Genomic DNA, 26,420 nt, shown 5'->3' with positions numbered 1-26,420 from the left:
GTGCCAGGTGAAGCCTCGCGTCCGGATCACGGGACACGCTGCGCGGGGCCTGTCCGGAGTCCTATCGTCCCTCTACTCGGGTAACTCAAGTTAGTTACTACAGAAAGGCCACTCATGTTCACCAGACGGCATGCTGCGGCGACGGCGCTGATCGGTCTGACGACCGCCGGCTCGCTCGTCCTTGCGCTCGCCCCTGCCGAAGCCGACCTCGGGCCGCAGCCCAAGGACGTCGTCTCGGTCGGCTCCGACATCCAGCAGAACGCGTTCAACTTCCTGGCGGACGGCTATCACGAGCTGCCCGGCTACAACACGGCCGGCAACAAGTGGCGGTTCATCAACTTCGACTCGTCGGGTGACGCCAACGGCCGCAGTGCCTACCTGTCGGGCTCGGAGACCGTGGCCAACCCGACGATCGTGCTGCGCGCGGGCGCCGACAACGTCACCCGCCCCAGCGGCGGCAACGGCGGACTCAACAACCTGACGCGCGACGAGCCCGGCTGGATCGACGTCGCCCGCAGCCCCAACAACCCCACCACCGACCAGCAGACCGCCGCCGAGAGCAACATCCACACCCGGCTGCGTACCGTCCGGGTGGCCCTCGACCGCGACCTGATCGCGACCGCCACGGTGACCAACGCCCCGGCCACGCTGAGCGGCGACGACGTGGTCAAGATCTACGAGGGCACCTACAAGAAGTGGGGCGACATCCCCGGCTACGCGGGCGCCGCCCCGACCGCGGACATCATCCCGCTCTACCTGCCCTCGACCGCGGGCATGCTCAGCATCTTCACCAAGGAGCTGACCCGGCTCAAGGGCTCGAACTTCGTCCCGGCCGCCGGCCTGCGGATCGTCCAGCAGAACGACCCGACCGCCATCACCGGCCTGAGCGAGGCCGAGCGCAAGAACGCGATCGTCCCGTTCCCGCGCGGTCGGTTCCGGCTGCTCGGGGCCGGCTACTACGCCGACTCGCCCAACGGCGGCATCAACACCTACTCCTCCACCGAGGACCGCACCGCCCTCACCGCCGCCGGCATCAAGCTGCTCGACCCCGACAGCACCGGGGTGAAGAGCCTCGCCCAGCCCTTCGGCACCGACTTCGCCTACAACGCCGTGTTCCGCGAGTCCGACTACCAGAGCGACGAGCCCTGGCAGCCCGGCAGCACGCTGAACTGGGTGCAGGCGCTGTTCTACAACCCCGGTGGCCCCGAGCCGTTCGTCAACACCGAGGCCGGCAAGGCGCTGCTGCGCGCTGCCGGTGTCGAGCCGGCGTACGACCCGTCGCGCGGCACGCAGTGAGCTGAGCATGACGACGGTGCTGGAGCGACGGGCCACCCGGCCCGCGGTCGTCGTGGTGGTCGTGGCGGTCGCGGTGGTCGTCGCCCTGGTGTGGCGGCCGTGGACGGGACATGCCACCGCGGCGCCGTACGACGACCCGGGCGCGCACGGTCGGCTGACCCTGTGCGACGCCGACGGCGGCGTGGTGACCGGGGGAGCGGTGGACGAGCCGATCGCGGCCTTCGCGCTCGGGACCTCCAGTCCGGACGGCTACGACGTCCCGGGCGCGGTCGCGACCCTGTTCGCCTACCAGCCGCGCGAGGGGGTGCTGCCCGAGGAGTTCAGCGGGACGCCCCTGACGGCGGCCGCCGTCCTCGCCGACCCCGGTCGGCCGGCGGCCCGGGTGAGCGGGGAGTCCACGACCCTGGCGTCCTTCACGGCCGCCTTCCCGGCCGCCTGGGCCGGCCACGTCCAGCTCCGCCTCCTGGTGGGCGCACCCGGCGTCGGCACCGACACCGCGAGCTACGACGCCGCCGACGTGCGGATCGACGGCTCGCGCTGGGAGCTCGTCGACGGCGCTCACGCGTCGTGCGACGACGCTGCCGCGGCCCTGGCACCCACCCCTTCCTGACCGCTCGCGATCATCGACGAACCTTCGAGGAGACATCATGAGAATCCGATCCAGAAAGGCGTGGGTGGGCCTGCTCGGCGCGGCCCTCGTGGCCTCGGCCGCGACCGGCATCACCGCCGCCCGGGCCGACGACCCACCCGAAGCCGCCTGGTACGACGGCGACAACGTGACCATCGCCGACCCGCTCCGGGTCGCCGACCTCGTGCTGCGCGACGCGGCCGGCAGTCCGGTCACCTCCGGCTCGGTCACCGCCGACCCGTTCGTCGCCTACGCCTCGACCGCCACGCCACTGCGTGCGGGCGACGGCTTCGCGACCCTCTTCGTGCATACCCCGCAGGCCACCACCAACCAGGGCGCCTGGCCGGGCCAGCAGCTCTCGGCGACCACGGCGTACCCGGCCGCGGGCGCGCCGGGCGCCCTGAGCGGCACGGCGTACCAGAAGGGCAGTACGGCGGGCGACCAGAGCCTGGCCGACTACATCGCGGCCTTCGAGAACACCTCGAGCGCGCAGGGCCTGGCCGGCGTCTACGAGATCCGGCTCCGCACGTCGTCGACGGCCGCCGGGGTCGGCGACGCCTACGCCTCGGCGTTCGTGAAGGTCACCGGCAGCACCTGGGCGCTCACCTCCCCGCCGGTGCTCGGCGAGACCGACCCGGAGCCGACCCAGACCACCGCGACCGTCCCGGCGACGGTGGCCTACGGCACGCCGTTCTCGGTCGTCGCCTCGGTCACCGGCACGGGCGGCAGCGGCGGCACGGTCACCGTCACGGAGGGGGCGACCACGCTCGCCACCGGCACGCTCAGCGCCGGGGGCTCGGCGACGCTTCCGATCGGCGGCACCCAGCTCGCGCCGGGTGCGCACACGCTGAGGATCGCCTACGGCGGCACCAGCCAGGCCCAGCCGAGCTCGACGACGCGCACGGTGACGGTCACGGCGCCCGCGCCCGCCCCGTCGGCGGTGGCCTCGACGACGAGCCTGGTCGCGCCGAAGACGGCCAAGAAGTCGAAGAAGGTCAAGGTCACCGTGAGCGTCAAGGCGACCGGTGCCACCCCGGCCGGCACCGTGACGATCTACGACAAGGGCAAGGTGCTCAAGCAGGTCGCGCTCGGCGCGGGCGGCACGGTGAGCGTGAAGCTGCCGAAGCTCAAGAAGGGCAAGCACAAGCTCACCGCGGCCTACGGCGGCAGCGCCACCGTCAACCCGAGCACGAGCACCAAGGTCAAGATCAAGGTCAAGTAGCAACCAGCAAGCCGGGCGACCGGACCTGCCCCGCGGCAGGTCCGGTCGCCCGGAGAAGGAGCGGACCGTGTCCGACACCACCACCATGGTCATCTCGGAGGTCACCGACGACGCCCGGCACCTCGCCGGCGCGGGGAAGGCGGCGCAGCCCGGCCGGCTCGACGCCGACCGGGTCTCGGCGTGGTTCGGGCAGCGCAAGGTGCTCGACCGGGTCAGCATCGACATGCCCGCCGGGCAGGTCACCGCGCTGATCGGGCCGTCGGGGTGCGGCAAGTCCACCTTCCTGCGGATCCTCAACCGGATGCACGAGCTGGTGCCGAGCGCCGCGCTCGCCGGTGAGGTCCGCCTCGACGGCGAGGACATCTACGACCCGTACCGCCGGCTCACCGACGCCCGCAAGGCGATCGGGATGGTGTTCCAGAAGCCGAACCCGTTCCCGGCGATGTCCATCCGCGACAACGTGCTCGCCGGGCTCAGCCTGACCGGCGCCAAGATCTCCCGCGGCGACAAGGACGCGCTGGTCGAGGAGTCGCTGACCCGGGCCGGCCTGTGGGCCGAGGTGCGCGACCGGCTCAAGCAGCCCGGCTCGGCGCTCTCCGGCGGCCAGCAGCAGCGGCTGTGCATCGCCCGCTCGCTCGCCGTACGGCCTCGGGTGCTGCTCATGGACGAGCCGTGCTCGGCACTGGACCCGACCTCCACCCGGGTCGTGGAGGAGACGATCCGCGAGATCGGCTCCCAGGTGACCATCGTGATCGTCACCCACAACATGCAGCAGGCCGCCCGGGTCTCCGACCGGTGCGCCTTCTTCCTGGCCGCCCACGGCACGCCGGGAGTCATCGTCGAGCAGGGCCCCACGGATGTGATCTTCGACAATCCGCAGGACCCCCGCACGGCTGACTACGTCAACGGACGATTCGGCTGACAGGCGCCGGGATGTCCGGCGACGAAAACGGTGGGACACAGGGCGTTGACATGCTGCTAACCTGAAGCCTCCGCCGCGTGGGCCAATGCCGTCCCTTGCGCCCCACCTTCTGTTCGTCCCTCACCGGCCCGCGGGCCCACGGGGACGCAGACGTAGTCGACGGGAGAACCCTGGTGCCCTCTTCGCACAACGCGTTCCCGCCGCCGGAGGGTCTCTACGACCCGCGTCACGAGCGCGACGCCTGTGGCGTCGCCTTCGTCGCGACGCTGACCGGTACGGCCAGCCACGACATCGTGGCGAAGGCCCTGACAGCCCTTCGCAACCTGGACCACCGCGGTGCCGCGGGTGCCGAGGCCAACTCCGGAGACGGCGCCGGGATCCTGCTGCAGGTGCCCGACGCGTTCCTGCGCGCGGTCGCCGCCGAGGCGGGGATCGCGCTGCCGGCCGCCGGCACGTACGCCGTGGGCACGGCCTTCCTGCCCGGCGACGAGGGCCAGGTCGCCAAGACCCGGACCCGGATCGAGGAGATCGCCGCCGAGGAGGGCCTCGTCGTCCTCGGCTGGCGCGAGGTCCCGGTCAACCCGAGCATCCTCGGCACCATGGCGCTCAGCGTCATGCCGACGTTCGCCCAGCTGTTCGTGCAGGCTCCCGGCGGCGCCGACGGTGCTGGTCTCCTGGCAGGCATGGACCTCGAGCGCCTCGCCTTCTGCCTGCGCAAGCGGGCCGAGCACGAGACCGAGGTCTACTTCCCGTCGCTGTCGTCGCGCACCCTGGTCTACAAGGGCATGCTCACGACCGACCAGCTCGACGACTTCTTCCCCGACCTGCGCGACGAGCGGATGGCCTCGGCGATCGGCGTCGTCCACTCGCGGTTCTCCACGAACACCTTCCCGAGCTGGCCGCTGTCGCACCCGTTCCGGTTCATCGCCCACAACGGTGAGATCAACACCGTGATGGGCAACCGCAACTGGATGCGGGCCCGCGAGGCGCTGCTGGCCTCCGAGGCCATCCCCGGCGACCTCGAGCGGCTGTTCCCGATCTGCACCCCGGGCGCGTCCGACTCGGCGTCCTTCGACGAGGTGCTCGAGCTGCTCCACATGGGTGGTCGCAGCCTGCCGCACGCCGTGCTGATGATGATCCCGGAGGCGTGGGAGAACCACACCGAGATGGACGCGAAGCGGCGCGACTTCTACCGCTTCCACTCCGCCACCATGGAGCCGTGGGACGGCCCGGCGTGCGTCGTGTTCACCGACGGCACCCAGATCGGCGCGGTCCTCGACCGCAACGGCCTGCGCCCCTCGCGCTTCTGGGTGACCGAGGACGGCCTGGTCGTCCTCGCCTCCGAGGTCGGCGTACTCGACCTCGACCCGGCCACCGTGGTCCGCAAGGGTCGCCTCCAGCCGGGCCGGATGTTCCTCGTCGACACCGAGGAGCACCGGATCATCGAGGACGAGGAGGTCAAGGACCAGCTCGCCACCGAGCGTCCGTACGGCGAGTGGCTGCACGGCGGGATCATCCACCTCGACGACATCCCCGAGCGCGAGCACATCGTCCACACCCACGCCTCGGTGACCCGGCGCCAGCAGATCTTCGGCTACACCGAGGAGGAGCTGCGGGTCATCCTCACGCCGATGGCCAACACCGGCGGCGAGCCGCTCGGCTCGATGGGCACCGACACGCCGATCGCGGCGCTCAGCGACAAGCCGCGCCTGCTGTTCGACTACTTCAGCCAGCTGTTCGCGCAGGTCACCAACCCGCCGTTGGACGCCATCCGCGAGGAGCTGGTCACCTCGCTCAACGGCACCATCGGCCCTGAGGCCAACCTGCTCGAGCCCGGCCCGGCGTCGTGTCGCCAGATCGTGGTGCCCTTCCCGGTCATCTCCAACGACGACCTGGTCAAGATCCGCCACATCAACCGCGACGGCGACCACCCCGGGTTCTCGACCCACGTCGCCCGCGGCCTGTACGACGTCAACGGCGGCGGTGCCGCGATGGCGGCCCGGCTCGAGGAGATCTGCCGGGAGGTGTCGGCCGCGATCGAGACCGGCGCGCGGATCATCGTGCTCTCCGACCGGCACGCCACGGCCGACCTCGCGCCGATCCCGTCGCTGCTGCTCACCGGCGCCGTCCACCACCACCTGGTCCGCGAGAAGACCCGGACCCAGGTCGGTCTGCTCGTCGAGGCCGGTGACGTCCGCGAGGTCCACCACGTCGCACTCCTCGTCGGCTACGGCGCGGCGGCGGTCAACCCGTACCTCGCCATGGAGAGCGTCGAGGACCTGGCCCGCGAGGGCTACTACGTCAAGGCCGACCCCGAGCAGGCGGTCAAGAACCTCGTCAAGGCGCTCGGCAAGGGCGTCGTGAAGGTGATGTCCAAGATCGGCGTGAGCACCGTGGCGTCGTACACCGGCGCGCAGATCTTCGAGTGCATCGGGCTCTCGCAGGCGGTCGTCGACCGGTACTTCACCGGCACCACCTCCAAGCTGGGCGGCGTCGAGCTCGACGTCGTGGCCCAGGAGGTCGCCGCGCGGCACGCCAAGGCCTACCCGCCGGCCGGCATCGCGCCGGCGCACCGCGCGCTCGAGATCGGCGGCGAGTACCAGTGGCGCCGCGAGGGCGAGCCGCACCTGTTCAACCCCGAGACGGTGTTCCGGCTGCAGCACTCCACCCGGACCGGTCGCTACGACATCTTCAAGCAGTACACGAAGGCCGTCGACGACCAGTCCGAGAAGCTGATGACGCTGCGCGGGCTGTTCCGGTTCAAGGACGCCGGTGCGTTCGGCCGCACCCCGATCCCGATCGACGAGGTCGAGCCGGTGGCCGACATCGTCACGAGGTTCTCGACCGGCGCCATGTCCTACGGCTCGATCTCGCGCGAGGCGCACGAGACCCTGGCCATCGCCATGAACCGGCTGGGCGCCAAGTCCAACACCGGCGAGGGCGGCGAGGACTCCGAGCGGCTGTACGACCCGGAGCGGCGCAGCTCGATCAAGCAGGTCGCCTCCGGCCGCTTCGGCGTCACCTCGGAGTACCTCACCAACGCCGACGACATCCAGATCAAGATGGCGCAGGGCGCAAAGCCCGGTGAGGGTGGCCAGCTGCCCGGCAACAAGGTCTACCCGTGGGTCGCCAAGACCCGGCACTCCACACCGGGCGTCGGCCTGATCAGCCCGCCGCCGCACCACGACATCTACTCGATCGAGGACCTGGCGCAGCTGATCCACGACCTCAAGAACGCCAACCCGTCGGCCCGCGTCCACGTGAAGCTGGTCTCCGAGGTCGGCGTCGGCACGGTCGCGGCCGGTGTGTCCAAGGCGCACGCGGACGTCGTACTGATCTCCGGTCACGACGGCGGCACGGGTGCCTCGCCGCTGACCTCGCTCAAGCACGCCGGCGGTCCCTGGGAGCTCGGCCTGGCCGAGACCCAGCAGACCCTGCTGCTCAACGGCCTGCGCGACCGGATCGTCGTGCAGACCGACGGTCAGCTCAAGACCGGCCGCGACGTGGTCATCGCCGCCCTGCTCGGCGCCGAGGAGTTCGGCTTCGCGACCGCCCCGCTGGTGGTCTCGGGCTGCATCCTGATGCGGGTCTGCCACCTCGACACCTGTCCGGTCGGCGTGGCGACGCAGAACCCGACGCTGCGCTCGCGGTTCAGCGGCAAGGCCGAGTACGTCGTGAACTTCTTCGAGTTCATCGCCGAGGAGGTCCGTGAGCTGCTCGCGCAGCTGGGCTTCCGGTCGATCGAGGAGGCCATCGGCCAGGTCGAGGTGCTCGACACGGTCGACGCCGAGCGGCACTGGAAGGCGAAGGGTCTCGACCTCGCGCCGATCCTGCACAAGGTCGAGATCGCCGAGACGCACTTCCCCGACCAGGACCTGCGCAACACCGGCGGTCAGGAGCATGGTCTGGAGAAGTCGCTCGACGTCACGGAGATCCTGCCCCTGGCGGCTCCGGCGATCGAGAACGGCGAGCCGGTCCGGGCCCAGCTGTCGATCCGCAACGTCAACCGCACCGTCGGCACGATCCTCGGCCACGAGGTCACCAAGAAGTACGGCGGCGCGGGCCTGCCCGACGGGACGATCGACCTGACGTTCCTCGGCTCGGCCGGCCAGTCGTTCGGTGCGTTCGTGCCCCGCGGCATCACGCTGCGGCTCGAGGGCGACGCCAACGACTACGTCGGCAAGGGCCTCTCGGGCGGCCGGATCGCGATCCGGCCCGACCGGAGCGCCACGTTCCGGGCCGAGGAGCACATCATCGCCGGCAACACCATCGCCTACGGCGCGACCTCGGGTGAGATCTTCATCCGCGGCGGCGTGGGCGAACGGTGCTGCGTGCGCAACTCGGGCGCGACGATCGTGACCGAGGGCGTGGGCGACCACGGCTGCGAGTACATGACCGGCGGCCGCGTGGTCGTCCTCGGCAAGACCGGCCGCAACTTCGCGGCCGGCATGTCGGGCGGCATCGCCTGGGTCCTGGACCTCAAGGACTTCCGGGTCAACGCCGAACTGGTCGACCTGCGTCCCGTGTCCGAGACCTACGCCGCGGAGCTCGAGCAGATCGTCCGCGCGCACCTCGAGGAGACCGGCTCCGCGGTCGCCGAGGCGCTGCTGGCCGACTGGGAGGCCGCACTGCCGCGGTTCACCGAGGTCATGCCGCGCGACTACGCGAAGGTCCTGGCGGTCCAGGCCGACGCCGAGGCCGAGGGCCTCGACGCCGACGCTGCCGCTGCACGAGTGATGGAGGTACTTCATGGCTGAGGTCCGATGCCTTCCATTCCTTTCCCGCATTGGGCGTCAGTCCATGAAGAAGGGGGCACTTCATGGCTGAGGTCCGATGCCTTCCATTCCTTTCCCGCATTGGGCGTCAGTCCATGAAGAAGGGGGCACAGCATGGCTGACCCGAAGGGCTTCTTGAAGAACACCCGCGAGGTGGCCGGGCGTCGTCCGGTCGAGGAGCGGGTCGGTGACTGGGACGAGGTCTACCCGGGCGGGATCGGCCGCGCGCTGCTGCCGATCATCAACGTCCAGGCCAGCCGCTGCATGGACTGCGGGATCCCGTTCTGCCACTCCGGCTGCCCGCTGGGCAACATCATCCCGGAGTGGAACGACCTGGTCTGGCGCGATGACTGGGACGGTGCCATCGAGCGCCTGCACGCGACCAACAACTTCCCGGAGTTCACCGGTCGCCTCTGCCCGGCTCCCTGCGAGACGGCCTGCGTGCTCGGCATCAACCAGCCGGCGGTCACGATCAAGAACATCGAGGTCTCGATCATCGACCGGGCCTACGAGTCGGGCTTCGTGCGGCCGCAGCCGCCCGAGTGGCTGACCGGCAAGACCGTCGCCGTCGTCGGCTCCGGTCCCGCGGGCCTGGCCGCCGCCCAGCAGCTCACGCGGGCCGGTCACACCGTGGCGGTCTACGAGCGGGCCGACCAGCCCGGTGGCCTGCTGCGCTACGGCATCCCCGAGTTCAAGATGGAGAAGAAGCACGTCGAGCGCCGGCTGGACCAGATGCGCCGCGAGGGCACGGTCTTCCGCTCGGGCGTCGAGGTCGGCACCGGCAAGCTCACGGGCGACGCGCTCATCGACCGCTTCGACGCCGTCGTCGTGGCCATCGGCTCCACCGTCCCGCGCGACCTCCCGGTTCCGGGCCGAGAGCTGGGCGGCATCCACCAGGCGATGGAGTTCCTCCCGCAGGCCAACCGGGTCGCTCTCGGCGAGGAGGTGGAGAGCCAGATCCGCGCCGACGGCAAGCACGTCGTCATCATCGGCGGCGGCGACACCGGCGCCGACTGCCTGGGCACCTCGATCCGCCAGGGCGCGGCCTCGATCACCCAGCTCGAGATCATGCCCCAGCCGACCGAGGACCGTCCGAACGGGCAGCCGTGGCCGACGTACCCGATGATCTACCGGGTCTCCTCGGCGCACGAGGAGGGTGGCGAGCGGGTGTATGCCGTGTCCACCCAGGAGTTCCTCGGCGACGAGGACGGCAACGTCCGGGCACTGCGCCTGGTCGAGGTCTCCTTCGAGGGTGGCAAGCTGGTCGAGCACGCGGGCACCGAGCGCGAGATCCCGGCCGACCTGGTCCTGTTCGCGATGGGCTTCCTCGGTCCCGAGCAGCCCGGCCTGGTCGAGCAGCTGGGGCTGGAGCTCGACGAGCGCGGCAACATCAAGCGCGACGACGACTACGCGACCAACGTCGAGGGCGTCTTCGTCGCCGGTGACGCCGGTCGCGGCCAGTCGCTGATCGTGTGGGCGATCGCCGAGGGCCGGGCGGCCGCCGCCGGGGTGGACGCCTTCCTCACCGGCAGCACCCAGCTGCCGGCGCCGATCCCGCCGACCGCGCGCCCGCTGGTGGTCTGACGTCCGCCGACCCGGCTCATCTTTACCCGGATTTCTCGCCGACCCGGCGCGTTCTTACCTCAGGCCAGGTAAGAACGCGCCGGGTCGACGCATCGATGAGGGTTCGTATGCGACGGGTCGGCTTTTCACGTTCCAATAGCCCGATAGGCTCTCCTCGTGCGGAGAGCCAAGATCGTATGCACCCTGGGTCCGGCCACCAGCTCGGAGCGGAGGATCCGTGAGCTCGTGTACGCCGGCATGGACGTCGCCCGGCTGAACATGAGCCACGGCAGCCACGAGCAGCACGCCGAGGCCTACCGCCTGGTCCGCGCGGCGTCGGACGCCTCCGGCCACGGCGTCGGCATCCTCGCCGACCTCCAGGGCCCCAAGATCCGGCTCGAGACCTTCCCCGACGGTCCGGTCACCCTCGTCCGTGGCCAGCAGTGGACGATCACCACGCGCGACGTCGCCGGCGACGCGACGGTCTGTGGCACGACGTACAAGGGCCTGCCGGGTGACGTCGCCCCCGGCGACCCGATCCTCATCGACGACGGCAAGATCCGGCTGCGCGTCACCGAGGTCACCAACACCGACGTCGTCACCGAGGTGCTCGTCGGCGGCAAGGTCAGCAACCACAAGGGCATCAACCTGCCCGGTGTCGCGGTGTCCGTGCCGGCGCTGTCGGAGAAGGACACCGAGGACCTGCGCTTCGCGCTGCGGCTCGGCGTCGACTTCATCGCGCTCAGCTTCGTGCGCAACGCCGCCGACGCGGAGGACGTGCGCGTGATCATGCGCGAGGAGGGCGTCGTGGTCCCCGTCATCGCGAAGATCGAGAAGCCGCAGGCCATCGAGAACCTCGCCGAGGTCGTCGACGCCTTCGACGCCTTCATGGTCGCCCGCGGCGACCTCGGGGTGGAGTGCCCGCTGGAGGAGGTGCCCTTCTTGCAGAAGAAGATCATCGTCGCCGCCCGCCGCAATGCGAAGCCGGTCATCGTGGCCACCCAGATGCTGGAGTCGATGGTCACCAACCCGGCCCCCACCCGGGCGGAGGCCAGCGACGTCGCGAACGCCGTCCTCGACGGCGCCGACGCCGTCATGCTGTCGGGCGAGACCAGCGTGGGGGAGCACCCCGTCCACACCGTCGAGACGATGGCCCGGATCATCACCGCCACCGAGGAGCATGCCCTCGTCGACGAGAGCTTCAGTCGCTTCGGCCGCATCGAGTGGGACCCCCACACCGCCTCCGGCGTGATCACCAAGGCCGCCGAGGAGGTCGCTCAGCGGGTCGGTGCGAAGTACGTCGTCGCCTTCACCCAGTCCGGCGACTCCGCCCGCCGCCTGGCCCGCCTGCGCAGCTCGATCCCCGTCCTCGCCTTCACCCCCGAGGCTCGCTCCCGCTCCCAGCTCGCGGTCAGCTGGGGCGTCGAGGCCTTCCAGACCTCCACCGTCGAGCACACCGACGAGATGGTCCGCCAGGTCGACGAGGAGCTGCTCCGCATCGGCCGGGTCAAGGAGGGCGACCGCGTCGTCATCGTCGCCGGCAGCCCCCCGGGCATCCCCGGGTCCACCAACGCGCTGCGGGTGCATCGGATGGGCGACGCGATCAACGAGGTCGCCCCGGCGTACCGGCGGCGCTGAGGCTCACGACTTCAACCCGATGAGCGCGTCCAGCCGGGCGACCGCCTCGCGCCGGGACACACTGATCACGCGCGTGTTGGATTGCCGCCACGGGATCTCGACCAGGTCGAGCGCCCAGCAGCACAGCTCACGGATCTCGGTCGAGGCATTGCTGAACTGCCACCTCGGGTAGCGGTAGACCTTCGGCTGCCCCGCGACCGTGCGTCGCGTCCAGTTGTTGGCCCGGCATCCGTCGGAGTGGAACAGGCCGCGGAGGAACGGGCCGGGGTTGTCCTCGACGATCGCGCGCTGCCAGTCCTCCAGCACGATCGGGCGCTCGTGCTTCGGGCCTGCTCCGTGTTGTGGAAAGAGGCACGGCCAGTGCTGCCAGTGCGCCTGAACGTTGACGCATCCGGGGCGTCGCGGGAGGAACACCCTGATTCCGGGCCGCACCGCGGTGACACAGGTCGCAACGTCGGCAATGATCCCTGGGTAAGTCTCGTCGCAGGCGATGCGGAGCGCGTAGTACCGCGCAGCCCGCGCGATGTGGCCGTCGCCGAGGTAGTAGCCGAGCAGCGCGGCATAGGCGGCGCCGTCGAGCGGGGCGGTGCCGCACCGCGGGCAGGCAGCACGCCGTCGGACATGGGCATCCGGATCCCTCTTCCACTCAAGCAAGGCGGACACGCTGACGTCGAGCGCGGCCGAGACCGACGCCCAGGTCATGCCCGACGTCCTCAGCCTGGCCGCCTCGTCGCGGATGTCCTCCGAGTACATACATTGATGATCGGAGACGGGGTCGACACAAACATGTCCGTGGTGAGTGCCCCGGGTGGGATTCGAACCCACACTTGATGTGGTTTGAGCACATTTCCTCTGCCGTTGGGATACCGGGGCGCCTGGAAAACCGTAGCCGAGGCACTCGCCGGACCCCGCACCGCCCGGCCCGATAGCCTGACCCCGTGACCGAGACCGCCCCGACCGAGCAGCCCACCCCTCAGCACCGCACCGTGGTCATCGCCGAGGACGAGACGCTGATCCGGATGGACCTCGCGGAGATGCTGGCCGAGGAGGGGTACGACGTCGTGGGCCAGGCCGGCGACGGGCAGAAGGCCATCGAGCTGGCAGAGGAACTGCGGCCCGACCTGGTGATCCTCGACGTGAAGATGCCGGTGCTCGACGGGATCGCGGCGGCCGAGGCGATCGCGGGTCAGCGGATCGCGCCGGTGGTGATGCTGACGGCGTTCTCGCAGCGCGACCTGGTGGAGCGGGCCCGGGAGGCGGGAGCGATGTCGTACCTCGTCAAGCCGTTCTCGCAGTCGGACCTGGTGCCGGCGATCGAGATGGCGGTGAGCCGGTTCGCGGAGATCCGCCAGCTCGAGCACGAGGTCAGCGACCTCACCGAGCGGCTGGAGACGCGCAAGGCGGTCGACCGGGCCAAGGGGATCTTGCAGGAGCAGCTCTCGCTCTCGGAGTCCGAGGCGTTCCGGTGGATCCAGAAGACGGCCATGGACCTGCGCATGTCGATGCGCGAGGTGGCCGACGGAGTGGTCGCCCACGGCGTCCCGGGCGGTCCTTCGGCGTAAATCGTCCGACGTTCGCGTCGTTCAGGTAACAGATTCGTCATGATTTGTGACCTGGACCACGGAGTTGCTTCCACCCGACCCTGTGCCGGTGTAGGTTCCCGCGGCAGGACATCCCGGTGGGTGGCGACCGCTGCCTGCCGGCTCGAACAAGGAAGCGGGACTGTCTTGAGGCCTAACAAGGTATTCGCGGCCGGCGTTGCGACGCTGGCGCTCGGTCTGAGCCTGACGGCATGTGGCACGACGGAGGACAAGGGCAGCGGCGGTGGCGGCGGTGGCGGCGATGCGGCGTGTGACCTGAAGCTCGCCTTCTTCGGACCGGAGACCGGTGACGCAGCGGGTCTTGGCAAGCCGATCATCCAGGGTGCCCAGCTGGCCATCGACCAGTACAACGACGACGCGGACTGCAAGGTCGAGTACGTCAAGTACGACTCGCAGGGCAGCCCCGACGCGGCCCCCGCCCTGGCGACCGAGGTCGCCGGCGACGACTCCATCATCGGCGTCGTGGGCCCGTCGTTCTCCGGTGAGTCGGCCGCCGCCGGCCCGATCTTCGCCGAGGTCGGCGTCCCGACGATCAGCCCGTCCGCCACCAACCCGGCGCTCTCCGAGAACGGCTGGGAGACCTTCCACCGCGCGCTCGGCAACGACGCCACCCAGGGCCCGGCCGCCGCGCGCTACATCAAGGACACCCTGAAGGCCTCGTCGGTGTTCGTCATCGACGACGCCTCCGAGTACGGCGCCGGCCTGGCCGGCATCGTCAAGGACGACCTGGGCGACGCGGTCAAGGGCACCGACACCATCCAGCAGAAGCAGACCGACTTCTCGGCGACCGTCACCAAGGTGACCGCCGCCAAGCCGGACGCGGTCTTCTTCGGTGGCTACTACGCCGAGGCGACGATCCTCATCGGCCAGCTGCGCAACGGCGGCTACGAGGGCAAGTTCGTCGTCGCGGACGGTGTGAAGGACCCGGCCTACCTCGACGCCGGCAAGGCCGCCGAGGGCACCATCATCACCTGCCCCTGCATCCCGGACACCGACCCGGCCGTCGCCGCCTTCGCCAAGGACTACCAGGCGGAGTTCGGTGAGGCGCCTGGCACCTACGCCGCCGAGTCCTACGACGCCGCGAGCATCTTCCTCGCCGGCATCAAGGACGGCATCGACAACCGCGAGGACATGCTCACTTTCGTCAACGACTACGACGAGAAGGGCATCACCAAGCAGCTGAAGTTCGACGACAAGGGCGAGCCGTCCGACGTCCACGTCTACGCCTACACCGTCAAGGACGGGGCGATCGTCCCCGAGGGCGAGATCAAGTGACCGTCGGTCGGATCTGACCACACGACGACGGCGCGGCCGGGGACCACATCTCCCCGGCCGCGTCAGTGTCCGGACCTTGAGGCCAGGAGGCCTGGGTGAACCTGAACTTCGAATTCTTCTTCAACAACCTGCCCGAGCTCACCATCACCGGGCTCGCGTTCGGAGCCATCTACGCGCTGATCGCGCTCGGCTACACGATGGTCTACGGCGTCCTGCAGCTGATCAACTTCGCCCACTCCGAGGTGTTCATGTACGGCACCTTCGCGATGCTGTGGGTGGTCATGGCGCTCGGCGGCCGTGATGCCAACGGACTCCAGCTGATCGCGATCCTGATCGCCGCGCTGTTCGCGGCGATGGCGATGTCGGCGCTGGTCGCCGTCGCCCTGGAGCGGATCGCCTACCGCCCGCTCATCAAGCGCGACGCGCCGCGCCTGATCGCACTGATCTCGGCGATCGGCTGCTCGTTCTTCCTTGCCGAGCTGATGGGCCTGCGCGACAAGATCGCGGGCTGGTTCGGCCTCGACGACAACCTGCGCGAGTACGTCGGCAAGGCCAAGATCAACAACTCCATGGCCGGCGTCATCGACGCGCCGCGCTGGGACGTCGCCGGAGTGCGGATCTCCTCGATCGACGTCCTGGTCGTGGTCGCGGCGCTCGCCATGATGATCCTGCTCGACCAGTTCGTCCGCCGATCGCGGCTCGGCAAGGGCATCCGGGCCACCGCCCAGGACCCCGAGACCGCCGCGTTGATGGGCGTGAACCCGACGCGGACGATCCAGATGACCTTCCTCATCGGTGGTCTGATGGCCGGCGTCGCGGCCTTCCTCTACATGCTGAAGATCGAGACGACGAAGTTCGACGTCGGCTTCCTGCTCGGCGTCAAGGCCTTCACCGCGGCCGTCCTCGGCGGCATCGGCAACCTGCGCGGCGCGTTGCTCGGCGGCCTGGTCCTCGGCGTCGCCGAGAACTGGGGCCAGGCGATCCTCGGCAGCGAGTGGCGCGACGTCATCGCGTTCGTGCTCCTCGTCTTGATCCTGCTCGTGCGGCCCACCGGCCTGCTGGGTGAGTCCCTCGGAAAGGCACGGGCATGAAGACGAAGCTGAACGCCCTTCCCAAGCCGGTCAAGATCCTGATCTGGGTCCTGCTGGCGCTCCTCGCCTATGCGCTGCCACTGCTCGAGCCGCCGCTGCTCTCGCCCTCCGGCACCGACTTCGCCGGTGTGCTGTTCACGGTCAGCATCTACTGCCTGGTGGCCCTCGGCCTCAACATCGTCGTCGGGTACGCCGGCCTGCTGGACCTCGGCTACGTCGGCTTCTACGCCATCGGCGCCTACACCGTCGCGATCTTGACCTCGTTCCACGCGAGCTGGCCGCTGCTGCTGGCGATCCCGGTCGCCGTGGCGGCGGCGATGATCTCCGGCGTCATCCTGGGCGCGCCGACGCTGCGGGTGCGAGGCGACTACCTCGCGATCGTGACGCTCGGTTTCGGCGAGATCATTCGGCTGGTCGCGGTCAACACCGACTGGTTGGGCGCCTCGAAGGGCATCAACAACATCGGCCGGCCGCCGAACATCGGTGACGAGAGCACCGGGCTGTTCGGCGTACCCCACCTGTTCTGGGGCGACGGCACGGTCCTGCTCGACACCGAGCACCCGACGAAGTTCCTGATCTTCGGGTACGCCGACGCCGTCCCCTACTACTGGGTTGGCCTGACGGCGGTGATCGTGATCCTGTTCGCGGACATCCTGATCAAGAACAGCAGGGTGGGCCGGGCCTGGGAGGCGACCCGTGAGGACGAGGACGCCGCCGAGCTGATGGGAGTCCCGACCTTCAAGTTCAAGCTGCTCGCCTTCGCGACCGGCGCGTTCGTCGGCGGCCTGGCCGGTGGCCTCTACGCCAGCCGGCAGAGCTTCATCAACCCACAGTCGTTCCTGCTGCTCTACTCGATCCTCTACCTCGCGGCGGTCGTCGTCGGCGGCCAGGGCAACCGGTGGGGTGTCCTGCTGGGCGCCTTCCTGGTGGCCTACCTGCCCGAGCGGTTCCGGTTCGTCGAGGACTTCCGGGTGCTGCTGTTCGGGTTCGCCCTGGTACTGCTCGCGACCCTGCGCCCGGAGGGCCTGCTGCCGCCCAGACGCACGGTGCGGGCCAAACACCTGGAACAGGAGCTCGAGGAGATCGAGGAAGGCGCCGGGGGAGAGGAGAACGCACATGCCTGAGGCGATTCTCGAGGTCCAGAACGTCACCTTGAAGTTCGGCGGCCTCACGGCTCTCGACGACGTGTCGTTCCACATCGAGGAGGGCGAGATCCTCGGCCTGATCGGGCCCAACGGCGCCGGGAAGACGACCTGCTTCAACGCGGTCACCGGCGTCTACCGGCCCACCAGCGGGGGGATCAGCTTCCAGGGACGTTCGATCGTCGGGCTGAAGAAGCACAAGATCACGCAGGCCGGGATCGCGCGCACCTTCCAGAACATCCGACTGTTCCCGACCATGACGGCGCTGGAGAACGTGCTCGTGGGCGCGGACGCGCAGCACAGCACGGGCATGCTCTCGGCCCTGTTCCGACTGCCGAAGCACCGGCGCGAGGAGGAGGACGGCCACGCGCGGGCGATGGAGCTGCTGCGCTTCATGGGCATCCATCGCAAGGCCGACGAGCTGGCCGCCAACCTGTCGTACGGCGACCAGCGGCGCCTGGAGATCGCGCGGGCGATGGCGACCAACCCGAAGCTCATCTGCCTCGACGAGCCGGCCGCGGGCTTCAACCCGGCCGAGAAGGTCGAGCTGATGAACCTCATCCGCCGGGTCCGCGACCAGGGCTTCACCGTGCTGCTCATCGAGCACGACATGAAGCTCGTCATGGGCGTGACCGACCGGATCGTCGTGCTGGAGTTCGGGCGCAAGATCGCCGAGGGCAGCCCTGCCGACATCCGTGACAACCCGGCGGTCATCGCCGCCTACCTGGGAGTGGACGAAGAAGATGCTTCTTGAGGTCGAGGGCCTCTGTGTCAACTACGGACACATCGAGGCGATCCGTGACATCAGCTTCAGCGTCCCCGAGGGGACCGTCACGACCCTGATCGGCGCCAACGGTGCCGGCAAGACGACGACGCTGAAGACCATCTCCGGGCTGCGCAAGGTCCGGGCCGGGGCGATCCGGTTCGACGGCAAGGACATCACCTCGGTCGAGCCGTACGACCGGGTCAAGCTCGGCATCGGCCAGTCCCCGGAGGGCCGGCGCTGCTTCGTGGGCATGACCGTCCGGGAGAACCTGGAGATGGGAGCGTTCACCCGCAACGACCGCAAGTCCGCGGCCTACCGGGAGGACATGGAGCGGGTGCTCACCCTGTTCCCGCGCCTCCAGGAGCGCATCGACCAGGTGTCGGGCACGATGTCCGGCGGCGAGCAGCAGATGCTGGCCATCGGCCGGGCGCTGATGTCCCGGCCCCGGCTGTTGCTGCTCGACGAGCCGTCGATGGGCCTGGCGCCCAAGCTGATCCAGCAGATCTTCACGATCGTCACGGAGATCAACCAGCAGGGCACCACGGTGCTGCTCGTGGAGCAGAACGCCGCCCAGGCACTGAAGCGCTCGCACGACGCCCACATCCTCGAGACCGGCGAGATCGTCCGGTCGGGCAAGGGTGCGGACCTCGCCGTCGACCCGGCGGTCAAGGCCGCCTACCTCGGCGGCGACGTGTAGGCCGGCATCGTTCGTCGAGTAGCCGCGAGGGCTGGCTGGCGAGCGGCGTGTCGAGACGCTCCCGGCGTCTCGACACGCCGCTCGTCCCTCGCGGGCTACTCGACGAACGACCTCTACAAGACCTTGGAGAGGAAGGACTGGGTCCGCTCGTGCTGCGGGTGGGCCAGTACGTCGACCGGCAGGCCCTCCTCGACGACGACCCCGCCGTCCATGAAGACCAGCTTGTCGCCGACCTCGCGGGCGAAGCCCATCTCGTGGGTGACGACCATCATCGTCATCCCCTCCTGGGCGAGCTCCTTCATGACGCCGAGGACGTCGCCGACCAGCTCCGGGTCGAGGGCGCTGGTGGGCTCGTCGAAGAGCATCATGTCCGGGTTCATCGACAGTGCCCGGGCGATCGCGACGCGCTGCTGCTGGCCGCCGGACAGGTGTGCCGGGTAGGCCGACTCCTTGTCCGACAGGCCGACCTTCGCGAGGTTCTGCCGGGCGGTCTGGACGGCCTCGTCCCGTCCGCGTCCGCGCACGTTGCGCTGGGCGAGGGTCAGGTTCTTGAGGACCGACAGGTGCGGGAACAGGTTGAACTGCTGGAACACCATGCCGATGCGCGAGCGGACCTCGTCGAGGTCGATCCTGCGGTCGCAGATGTCGAGGCCCTCGATCAGGATCTCGCCGGCCGACGGCTCCTCGAGCCGGTTGACGCAGCGCAGCAGCGTCGACTTCCCGGAGCCCGAGGGGCCGATCACGCAGACCACCTGGCCGGCGTCGACGTGGAAGTCGATGCCCTTGAGGACCTCGTGGCGGCCGTAGTGCTTGTGCAGGCCGCGGACCTCGATCGCGGGCACGGCGGCGGGCTGGGCGGACGCGGTCATCGGACGGCCTTCCTCTGGCGACGCTCCAGCCAGGCCACGAGCTGGGTGAGCGGCAGCGTGATGATCAGGTAGAGCAGGGCGGCCTGGATCAGGCTGGTCGCCGTGCCGGACGACGGGCCGCTGGACAGGAAGTCCCGGGCCACCGAGGTCAGCTCGCGCTGGTCGGCCGCGGCACCGAGCAGGAACAGCAGCGCCGTGTCCTTGATCAGCAGCACGAACTCGTTGGTGAGCGGCGGGATGACGATGCGGAACGCCTGGGGGAGCACGACCTTGACGGTCGTCGCCCCCGGGCGCATGCCCAGGGACCGGGCGGCCTCGGTCTGGCCCTTCGGCACGGCCTGGATGCCGGCGCGCAGCGTCTCGGCCATGTACGCGCCGGCCACCATGATCAGGCCGATCAGGCCGGCGCCGATGGTGCCGCCCGGCGGCGTCCAGCCGAAGGCGATCGGCAGGCCGGTCGACATGAAGATCATGACCACCAGTGCCGGGAGCCCCCGGAAGAACTCGATGTAGGCCGTCGCCAGCCAGCGGTACGGCGCGACCGGCGAGAGGCGCATCAGCGCCAGCACGAGCCCGAGCGTCAGGCCGCCGGCGAAGGCGATGGCGGTGTACTTGACCGTGTTGACCAGGCCGATGGCGATCAGGTCGCCCCAGTTGCCGTCAGCCCAGCTGACGCCGTCCGGGTTCCAGAAGTTCTGCCTGATCGTGGACCAGTCGGCCACCAGCGCCAGTGCGATCGCCGCCGCCACGAGGACGACGTACAGCGACACCTGGACCAGGAGCGCGCGTTGTCTGCGGGTCACCCCAGTTGTTCCTCTCCGCGAGGGGTCGGATCAGCCCTGTCCTGCGGCTCGGTCCCGGCTCAGTCGTCGGTCGAGAAGTACTTGTCGTAGATCTCGTCGTAGGTGCCGTCGGAGTGCATCTCCTCGAGGGCGCCGTTGACGTCCTTCACCAGCTGGCTGTTGCCCTTCTTGATGGCGAAGCCGTACTGCTCGTCGGTGTCGTAGGTCTCGACGACCTTGAACGCGCCGTCGGTGGTGTGGTCGAGGTTGACCGGGAGGTCCTGCAGGAGGGCCTTCACCTGGCCGGCCTTGATCGCCTGGAACATCTCGGCGTCGCTCGGGAAGGTCACGACCTCGGCGCCCTTGGCGTTCTCCTCGGTGTAGGTCTTGCCGGTGGTGCCCTGCTGGACACCGACCTTGACGCCCTCGAGGTCGGCGATCGAGGCGATCTTGCTGTCGGTGGGGACGAGCAGCGACTGCTTGGAGTCGTAGTAGCCGTCGGAGAAGTCGAGGTTCTTCTTGCGGTCGTCGGTGATCGTCATCGCCGAGGCGGCCAGGTCGCACTGCTTCGCGTTGAGGGCCTGACCGCTCTGGAGGGCGTCGAAGGAGGAGTCCTTGATGGCCAGGTCGAGGTCGAGCCGCTGGGCGACCTCGGAGACGATGTCGACGTCGAAGCCCTTGAAGCCGGTGTCGCTGGACTTGTCGAAGTCCTCGAACGGCGGGTACGGCACGTCGGAGCAGACGGTGAGCGTGTCCTTCTTGACCAGGTCGGCGCCGGTGGCGGACGTGGCGCTGTCCTCCGAGCCGCACGCGGCGAGCGCGAAGGTGGCAAGGGCGGTCAGGGCCAGGGCGGTGATGCGCGACTTCTGCATGGTCGGCACTCTAGGCCGCGACGAACGGGTCCAGAAGGCGTGGCGCAGAGCACATTTCTCGGATCCGAGATTGAAGTCTTGTTGAAAACGAGGAGTGGGCATCCCCCTGTGCGGTGCGGCCCGGTGAGCGTAAGGTTCCGCCTGACCGCCCCGCACGGGGCGGGTCCGCGTCGGGGGTCGAGAAGGGCAGGTCCGGATGAGTCGCTACTCGCTCACGACGCGCATGGCCACGCGCGAGGACGCCCCTGCGCTGGCCGACCTGTGGAGCGACGCCGTGCGCCGCGCCGACCCGGCCGAGCAGGTCGCCGACATCGAGCTGATCGTCAAGGCCGCGGCCGCGTCGCCGGAGCAGCGTCTCGTCGTCGTGGAGTACGCCGGCCAGCTGGCCGGCGCGGTCTACCTGCGGATCACGACGCTCTCACCGCTCAACCTCGAGCCCTGCGTCCAGTCGATCCACCCGCGGGTCTTCGACGCGTGCCGCCGCCACGGCGTCGGGCACGCGCTGATGGAGGCCGCCACCGCGTTCGCGGAGGACAACGGCATCCTGCACGTCGTCACCGCCGTGCCGCACTCCTCGCGCGAGTCCAACCGGTTCATGGCCCGCCTCGGCCTGGCGCCGGTCGTGATGTACCGGATCGCGCCGACCACGCTGCTGCGCAGCCGGGTCTCGCCGCAGCGCCAGCAGGGCGGGGCCGAGGGCAGCCGCAGCCGGGTGCTGGCGGCCCGCCGCTCGCTGCGCCGGGCCCGCGCGGAGCGACTCGCCCTGCCGGAGTAAGCGGGAGCGCGATCAGGCCGTGGGGCTCGGGTCGCGCTCCAGCAGCGCGCAGGTGATCCGCGAGGTGCAGACCCGTCGGCCGGCGTCGTCGCTGACGACGATCTCGAAGCTGGCCATGGTCCGGCCGCGGTGCAGCGGCGTCGCGACGCCGGTGACCACGCCCGAGGTCGCCGAGCGGTGGTGGGTGGCGTTGATGTCGGTGCCGACGGCGAACCGGTCCGGTCCGGCATGGATCGCGGCCGCCACCGAGCCGAGGGTCTCCGCGAGCACCACCGAGGCGCCGCCGTGGAGCAGGCCGTAGGGCTGGGTGTTGCCCTCGACCGGCATCGTCGCGACCACGCGGTCCGCGGTGATCTCCACGAGCTCGATGCCCATCCGCTCGTTGAGCGCACCCAGGTGGGTGCGCATGAAGTCGGCGATCTCGTCGATGGTCGTCATGGCCCGAAACGATAGTCGGCGGGGCTCGGTAGAGTCGCCGGGTGCCCCAGCTCATGACGGAGACGACCCGCCCGCGACTCCTTCTCCTCGACGGCCACTCACTGGCCTACCGCGCCTTCTTCGCCCTGCCGGTCGAGAACTTCTCGACGGCGACCGGCCAGAACACCAACGCCGTCTACGGGTTCACCTCGATGCTGGTCAACGTGCTGCGCGACGAGCAGCCCACCCACGTCGCGGTGGCCTTCGACGTCTCGCGGCAGACCTTCCGCACCGAGGAGTACGCCGACTACAAGGCCAAGCGCAACAAGACCCCGGGCGAGTTCAGCAGTCAGCTGCCGCTGATCGAGCGGATGCTGACGTCGTTCTCGATCCCGTTCCTCAAGGTTCCCGGCTACGAGGCCGACGACATCATCGCGACCCTGGTGACCCAGGCCCTGGCCGACGAGACCGCTGGTCTGGAGGTGCTGATCCTCACCGGCGACCGCGACTCCATCCAGCTGGTCACCGACCGCTCCACGGTGCTCTACCCGATGCGGGGCGTCTCCGACCTGTCGAGGATGACGCCCGCCTTCGTCGAGGACAAGTACGGCGTCCCGCCGCACCGCTACCCCGAGCTGGCCGCCATCGTGGGGGAGCAGTCCGACAACCTGCCCGGCGTCCCCGGTGTCGGTGCCGGCTTCGCGGCGAAGTGGATCAACACCTACGACGGCCTCGACAACGTCATCGCCCAGGCCGACAAGATCACCGGCAAGAAGGGCGAGGCGTTCCGCGAGCACCTCGGCGACGTGATCCGCAACCGCCGCCTCAACGCCCTGGTGCGCGACCTCGACCTCGGCGTCGTGATGGACGACCTGGTGCTGCGGGAGTGGGACCGTGCCGCGGCGCTCGAGCTGCTCGACGAGCTGGAGTTCCGCGGCGAGCTGCGCACCCGGATCCTCGACGTGGTCGCGCCGGGCGAGGACGTCCAGGTCGAGACCGGCGTCGAGCTCGACGGCGCGACCCTCGCGCCCGACGCCGTGACCGCCTGGCTCGCCGAGATCGGCGACGCGACGGTCGGCCTGTCGGTCCGCGGCGCCTGGGGCAGCGGCACCGGCCGCGTCGACGGCCTCGCCCTGGCGCTGGCCGACGGCCGGGCGGCCTATGTCGACGTGGCGGCGCTGACCCCCGCCGACGACGCCGCGGTCGCGGCCTGGCTGGCCGATCCCGCTCGGCCCAAGGTGCTCCACGACGCCAAGGGCCCGCTGCACGCGCTGGCCGCCCAGGGCTGGCCGCTGGCGGGCGTGGTGGAGGACACCGCGCTGGCGGCGTACCTCGTCGCGCCCGACCAGCGCTCCTACGACCTCGCCGACCTGTCCCTGCGCTATCTCCACCGCGAGCTGGCGCTCGCCGAGGACGACGACCAGGGGATGCTGTTCGACGAGGACGCCAACCTCGCGAAGGCGTCGATGGTGCAGGCGCGGGCCGCCCTCGACCTGTCCGCCGAGCTGGCTGACCAGGTCGAGAAGGCCGGCGGCCGCGGCCTGCTCACCGACGTCGAGATGCCTCTCGTCGGTGTGCTGGCGGGCATGGAGCAGACCGGCATCGCCATCGACGTCGACCACCTCGAGGGCCTGGAGGCGCACTTCGGCGAAGAGGTGCGCGGCGAGGCACAGAAGGCCTACGACGTGATCGGCCAGGAGATCAACCTCGGCTCGCCCAAGCAGCTGCAGGTCGTGCTCTTCGACGAGCTCGACATGCCGAAGACCAAGCGCACCAAGACCGGCTACACCACCGACGCCGACGCGCTCCAGTGGCTGTTCGCCCAGACCGAGCACCCATTCCTGCTGCACCTGCTGCGCCACCGCGAGGTGATCCGGCTGCGGCAGACCATCGAGGGTCTGCTCAAGACCGTCCAGCCCGACGGCCGGATCCACACCACCTTCCACCAGACCATCGCCGCCACCGGCCGGCTCTCCAGCACCGAGCCGAACCTGCAGAACATCCCGGTCCGCACCGAGGAGGGGCGCCGGATCCGCGAGAGCTTCGTCGTCGGCAGCGGGTACGCCGCGCTGATGACCGCCGACTACAGCCAGATCGAGATGCGGATCATGGCCCATCTCTCCGAGGACGAGCTGCTCATCGAGGCGTTCCGCTCCGGGCGCGACTTCCACGCCGAGACCGCCTCGCGGGTCTTCGACGTCGCCTCCGACGCCGTCACCCCGCAGATGCGGGCCAAGATCAAGGCGATGAACTACGGCCTCGCCTACGGCCTGTCCGCCTTCGGCCTGTCCCAGCAGCTCGGCATCGAGCCGCGTGAGGCCAGCGCGTTGATGGACGACTACTTCGAGACCTTCGGCGGCATCCGCGACTACCTCGCCGGCGTCGTCGAGGAGGCCCGCCGCACCGGCTTCACCGAGACCATCATGGGCCGGCGCCGCTACCTGCCCGACCTCACCAGCGACAACCGGATGCGCCGTGAGGGCGCCGAGCGGATGGCGCTCAACGCCCCCATCCAGGGCTCGGCGGCCGACCTGATCAAGGTCGCGATGCTGCGCACCGACGCCGCCCTGAAGGCGGCCGGCCTGGCCTCACGGATGCTGCTGCAGGTCCACGACGAGCTCGTCTTCGAGGTCGCCGACGGCGAGCGGGAGTCGCTCGAGGCACTGGTGCGCGAGCAGATGGCCGGCGCCGCCGACCTCACCGTCCCGCTCGACGTCTCCGTCGGCACTGGCCGGTCCTGGCACGAGGCCGCGCACTGAACCTCGCTCAGTCGCGGCGGTGCCGGACCACCTGCAGGGCGACCAGGACGACCAGCACGGTGAGGTCGACGCAGCCGACGGTGACGGCCAGTCCGGTCACGCTGGAGGCGGTCGCGCCGAGGCCGACGAGCGCCAGCGCGCCGAGGCCGACGAGGTACTTCGTCGAGACCCCGCGGCTGGCCAGGCCGGCGTACACCAGGAGCTGGAGCAGCGAGAGCAGCGCGCCCAGGGTGGCGAAGAGCCACAGCCGGTCCTGGACGCCGGCGTACTCGGCGCCGCCGACGAAGACCAGCGCGATCCCGGACAGCAGGTACGTCGCCGCGACCCCGGCCGCGCCGAGCGTGCCCAGGAAGACCAGCCCCTTGACGACCGCGGCGCGGCTCTCGCCGTCGGTCGACATCGACGGGAACAGCACCACCACGGCGAACTGGGGAAGGAACAGCACCGCCTTGGTCACGATCAGGCCGCCGGCGTAGAGGCCGGCGTCGTGCTCGTCCAGGATGCTGCGCGCGACCACGATGTCGAGGTTCGCCATGGCGAAGAACGCCAGCAGAGCGACCGAGCTGCCGAGCGTCTCGCGCAGCACGTCGCGGCGGATCTCCGCCTCGGTGACGCTGCTCTCGCGTCGCGGGTGGCGGCCGAGCGCCCAGGCACCGACCAGGACCGGCACCCAGGTCGAGACCAAGATGGCGAGCATCGCGCTGCTCTCGGAGCGCCACACCAGCAGGAAGGCGATCCCGAGGAGCACCCGCGGGACGCCGACGGAGAGGTACACCAGGCTCAGCGGCAGCCAGCGGCGCTCGCCCTGCAGGACCCCCGCCTGGGCGCCCATCACCGTCGCCGGAACGACCGCCAGGCCGAGCAGCACGGCGGGCAGCAGCCCGTCGAGGCGCAGCAGCTCGGTCACCAGCGGCGCGGCCAGCACGGTCACGGCGCCGAGGACCAGCGCCGTGCGCCAGCCGGTGCGCAGCACGGCCGCCTCGACGGCGGCGACGTGCTCGGGATCGGCGGCGATCCGGCGCGCGGAGGTGGCCTGCAGGCCGAGCTGGAGCACGGAGAGCACCAGCATCAGCGCCATCACGCCGGCGAGGGCGCCGTACTGGCCCGGGCCGAGCAGTCGGGCGGAGACCAGCTGGAAGCCGTAGGTGCCGACGTTCATCACGGCCATCGCGATGGCGATGCCGGCGCTGCTGCGCAGCAGCCGGGCGAGGCGTGAGCCCGCAGGGTGGGAGATCGTCGTCACCAGAGCAGGTTAGGGGGTGGCCCGGCCGATCCGGGAAGCCGCGGTCCCCTCGGCATACAGTGACCCCGGCCACGCGCCGGAGGCGTG

General features: G+C 70.1%; 21 protein-coding genes and 1 tRNA gene. 15 read left to right on the top strand and 7 right to left on the bottom strand.

Going from position 1 to position 26,420, the window contains the following annotated elements; all coding sequences use genetic code 11:
• Positions 1 to 114: 114 nt before the first annotated feature.
• The 7 genes from ACUP6Y_RS13540 to pyk all read left to right on the top strand — a co-directional run bounded on the left by ACUP6Y_RS13540 (position 115) and on the right by pyk (position 12,044).
• The gene (locus ACUP6Y_RS13540; protein WP_462551251.1) at positions 115 to 1,296 is read left to right on the top strand and encodes a substrate-binding domain-containing protein; all 1,182 of its coding nucleotides are present in this window, start codon (positions 115 to 117) and stop codon (positions 1,294 to 1,296) included.
• A 7-nt stretch (positions 1,297 to 1,303) separates the two neighbouring features.
• Positions 1,304 to 1,906, top strand: a complete 603-nt coding sequence (locus tag ACUP6Y_RS13535) for a hypothetical protein (protein ID WP_462551250.1) — start codon at positions 1,304 to 1,306, stop codon at positions 1,904 to 1,906.
• Positions 1,907 to 1,943: 37 nt separating this feature from the next.
• Positions 1,944 to 3,146: an Ig-like domain-containing protein gene (locus ACUP6Y_RS13530; protein ID WP_462551249.1), complete on the top strand. Its 1,203-nt coding sequence runs from the start codon at positions 1,944 to 1,946 to the stop codon at positions 3,144 to 3,146.
• Positions 3,147 to 3,213: 67 nt separating this feature from the next.
• Positions 3,214 to 4,068, top strand: coding sequence for a phosphate ABC transporter ATP-binding protein (locus ACUP6Y_RS13525; protein WP_462551248.1), 855 nt, complete (start codon positions 3,214 to 3,216; stop codon positions 4,066 to 4,068).
• 173 nt (positions 4,069 to 4,241) lie between these two features.
• Positions 4,242 to 8,825, top strand: a complete 4,584-nt coding sequence (gene gltB, locus ACUP6Y_RS13520) for a glutamate synthase large subunit (protein WP_462551246.1) — start codon at positions 4,242 to 4,244, stop codon at positions 8,823 to 8,825.
• 132 nt (positions 8,826 to 8,957) lie between these two features.
• On the top strand, positions 8,958 to 10,427 hold the full coding sequence (locus ACUP6Y_RS13515; protein WP_462551245.1) for a glutamate synthase subunit beta: 1,470 nt from the start codon (positions 8,958 to 8,960) through the stop codon (positions 10,425 to 10,427).
• A 156-nt stretch (positions 10,428 to 10,583) separates the two neighbouring features.
• Positions 10,584 to 12,044: a pyruvate kinase gene (pyk, locus tag ACUP6Y_RS13510; RefSeq protein ID WP_462551244.1), complete on the top strand. Its 1,461-nt coding sequence runs from the start codon at positions 10,584 to 10,586 to the stop codon at positions 12,042 to 12,044.
• 3 nt (positions 12,045 to 12,047) lie between these two features.
• On the opposite strand, the gene ACUP6Y_RS13505 is transcribed toward pyk, so the two are convergent.
• A complete protein-coding gene (locus ACUP6Y_RS13505; RefSeq protein ID WP_462551243.1) occupies positions 12,048 to 12,869 on the bottom strand; it encodes a transcriptional regulator in 822 nt (273 codons plus the stop codon).
• A tRNA-Leu gene (locus tag ACUP6Y_RS13500) sits at positions 12,845 to 12,917 on the bottom strand. The genes ACUP6Y_RS13505 and ACUP6Y_RS13500 overlap by 25 nt, the downstream gene beginning before the upstream one ends.
• 65 nt (positions 12,918 to 12,982) lie before the next feature.
• On the opposite strand from ACUP6Y_RS13500, the gene ACUP6Y_RS13495 reads away from it, so the two are divergent.
• From ACUP6Y_RS13495 to ACUP6Y_RS13470, 6 genes are all read left to right on the top strand, one after another.
• Positions 12,983 to 13,606: an ANTAR domain-containing response regulator gene (locus tag ACUP6Y_RS13495; RefSeq protein WP_462551242.1), complete on the top strand. Its 624-nt coding sequence runs from the start codon at positions 12,983 to 12,985 to the stop codon at positions 13,604 to 13,606.
• A 165-nt stretch (positions 13,607 to 13,771) separates the two neighbouring features.
• A complete protein-coding gene (locus ACUP6Y_RS13490; RefSeq protein ID WP_462551241.1) occupies positions 13,772 to 14,920 on the top strand; it encodes a branched-chain amino acid ABC transporter substrate-binding protein in 1,149 nt (382 codons plus the stop codon).
• 95 nt (positions 14,921 to 15,015) lie between these two features.
• Positions 15,016 to 16,011, top strand: a complete 996-nt coding sequence (locus ACUP6Y_RS13485; protein ID WP_462551239.1) for a branched-chain amino acid ABC transporter permease — start codon at positions 15,016 to 15,018, stop codon at positions 16,009 to 16,011.
• Entirely contained in the window at positions 16,008 to 17,135 is a 1,128-nt protein-coding gene (locus tag ACUP6Y_RS13480; RefSeq protein WP_462551238.1) for a branched-chain amino acid ABC transporter permease, read from the top strand. Before ACUP6Y_RS13485 ends, ACUP6Y_RS13480 begins: the two co-directional genes overlap by 4 nt.
• Complete coding sequence (locus tag ACUP6Y_RS13475; protein WP_462551237.1) at positions 17,128 to 17,907, top strand: ABC transporter ATP-binding protein; 780 nt, start codon at positions 17,128 to 17,130, stop codon at positions 17,905 to 17,907. Before ACUP6Y_RS13480 ends, ACUP6Y_RS13475 begins: the two co-directional genes overlap by 8 nt.
• Complete coding sequence (locus ACUP6Y_RS13470) at positions 17,897 to 18,616, top strand: ABC transporter ATP-binding protein (protein ID WP_462551236.1); 720 nt, start codon at positions 17,897 to 17,899, stop codon at positions 18,614 to 18,616. Before ACUP6Y_RS13475 ends, ACUP6Y_RS13470 begins: the two co-directional genes overlap by 11 nt.
• Positions 18,617 to 18,729: 113 nt before the next feature.
• Here ACUP6Y_RS13470 and ACUP6Y_RS13465 read toward each other — a convergent pair whose 3' ends face one another.
• Genes ACUP6Y_RS13465 through ACUP6Y_RS13455 form a run of 3 tightly spaced genes read right to left on the bottom strand, consistent with a single transcriptional unit; the run spans position 18,730 to position 21,139 of the window.
• Positions 18,730 to 19,485: an amino acid ABC transporter ATP-binding protein gene (locus ACUP6Y_RS13465; RefSeq protein WP_462551235.1), complete on the bottom strand. Its 756-nt coding sequence runs from the start codon at positions 19,483 to 19,485 to the stop codon at positions 18,730 to 18,732.
• Positions 19,482 to 20,288 carry an amino acid ABC transporter permease gene (locus ACUP6Y_RS13460; protein WP_462551234.1) on the bottom strand — a complete coding sequence of 269 codons (807 nt, stop codon included), beginning with the start codon at positions 20,286 to 20,288 and terminating at the stop codon, positions 19,482 to 19,484. Before ACUP6Y_RS13460 ends, ACUP6Y_RS13465 begins: the two co-directional genes overlap by 4 nt.
• Positions 20,289 to 20,347: 59 nt before the next feature.
• Positions 20,348 to 21,139: an ABC transporter substrate-binding protein gene (locus ACUP6Y_RS13455; RefSeq protein ID WP_462551233.1), complete on the bottom strand. Its 792-nt coding sequence runs from the start codon at positions 21,137 to 21,139 to the stop codon at positions 20,348 to 20,350.
• 196 nt (positions 21,140 to 21,335) lie between these two features.
• Between ACUP6Y_RS13455 and ACUP6Y_RS13450 the strand changes: the two genes are divergently transcribed.
• Positions 21,336 to 21,914: an N-acetyltransferase family protein gene (locus tag ACUP6Y_RS13450; protein WP_462551232.1), complete on the top strand. Its 579-nt coding sequence runs from the start codon at positions 21,336 to 21,338 to the stop codon at positions 21,912 to 21,914.
• Positions 21,915 to 21,926: 12 nt separating this feature from the next.
• Here ACUP6Y_RS13450 and ACUP6Y_RS13445 read toward each other — a convergent pair whose 3' ends face one another.
• The gene (locus ACUP6Y_RS13445; protein WP_462551231.1) at positions 21,927 to 22,352 is read right to left on the bottom strand and encodes a hotdog fold thioesterase; all 426 of its coding nucleotides are present in this window, start codon (positions 22,350 to 22,352) and stop codon (positions 21,927 to 21,929) included.
• Between the two features lie 53 nt (positions 22,353 to 22,405).
• Between ACUP6Y_RS13445 and polA the strand changes: the two genes are divergently transcribed.
• Positions 22,406 to 25,090, top strand: a complete 2,685-nt coding sequence (gene polA, locus ACUP6Y_RS13440) for a DNA polymerase I (protein ID WP_462556728.1) — start codon at positions 22,406 to 22,408, stop codon at positions 25,088 to 25,090.
• A 7-nt stretch (positions 25,091 to 25,097) separates the two neighbouring features.
• Here the strand turns inward: polA and ACUP6Y_RS13435 are convergent, their stop codons facing one another.
• Entirely contained in the window at positions 25,098 to 26,333 is a 1,236-nt protein-coding gene (locus ACUP6Y_RS13435; RefSeq protein WP_462551230.1) for an oligosaccharide flippase family protein, read from the bottom strand.
• Between the last annotated feature and the right edge of the window lie 87 nt (positions 26,334 to 26,420).

Source organism: Nocardioides sp. S5-5 (assembly GCF_054954065.1).
Note: the sequence above shows the minus strand (reverse complement) of the source record. Positions and strands in the feature narration are given on the sequence as shown.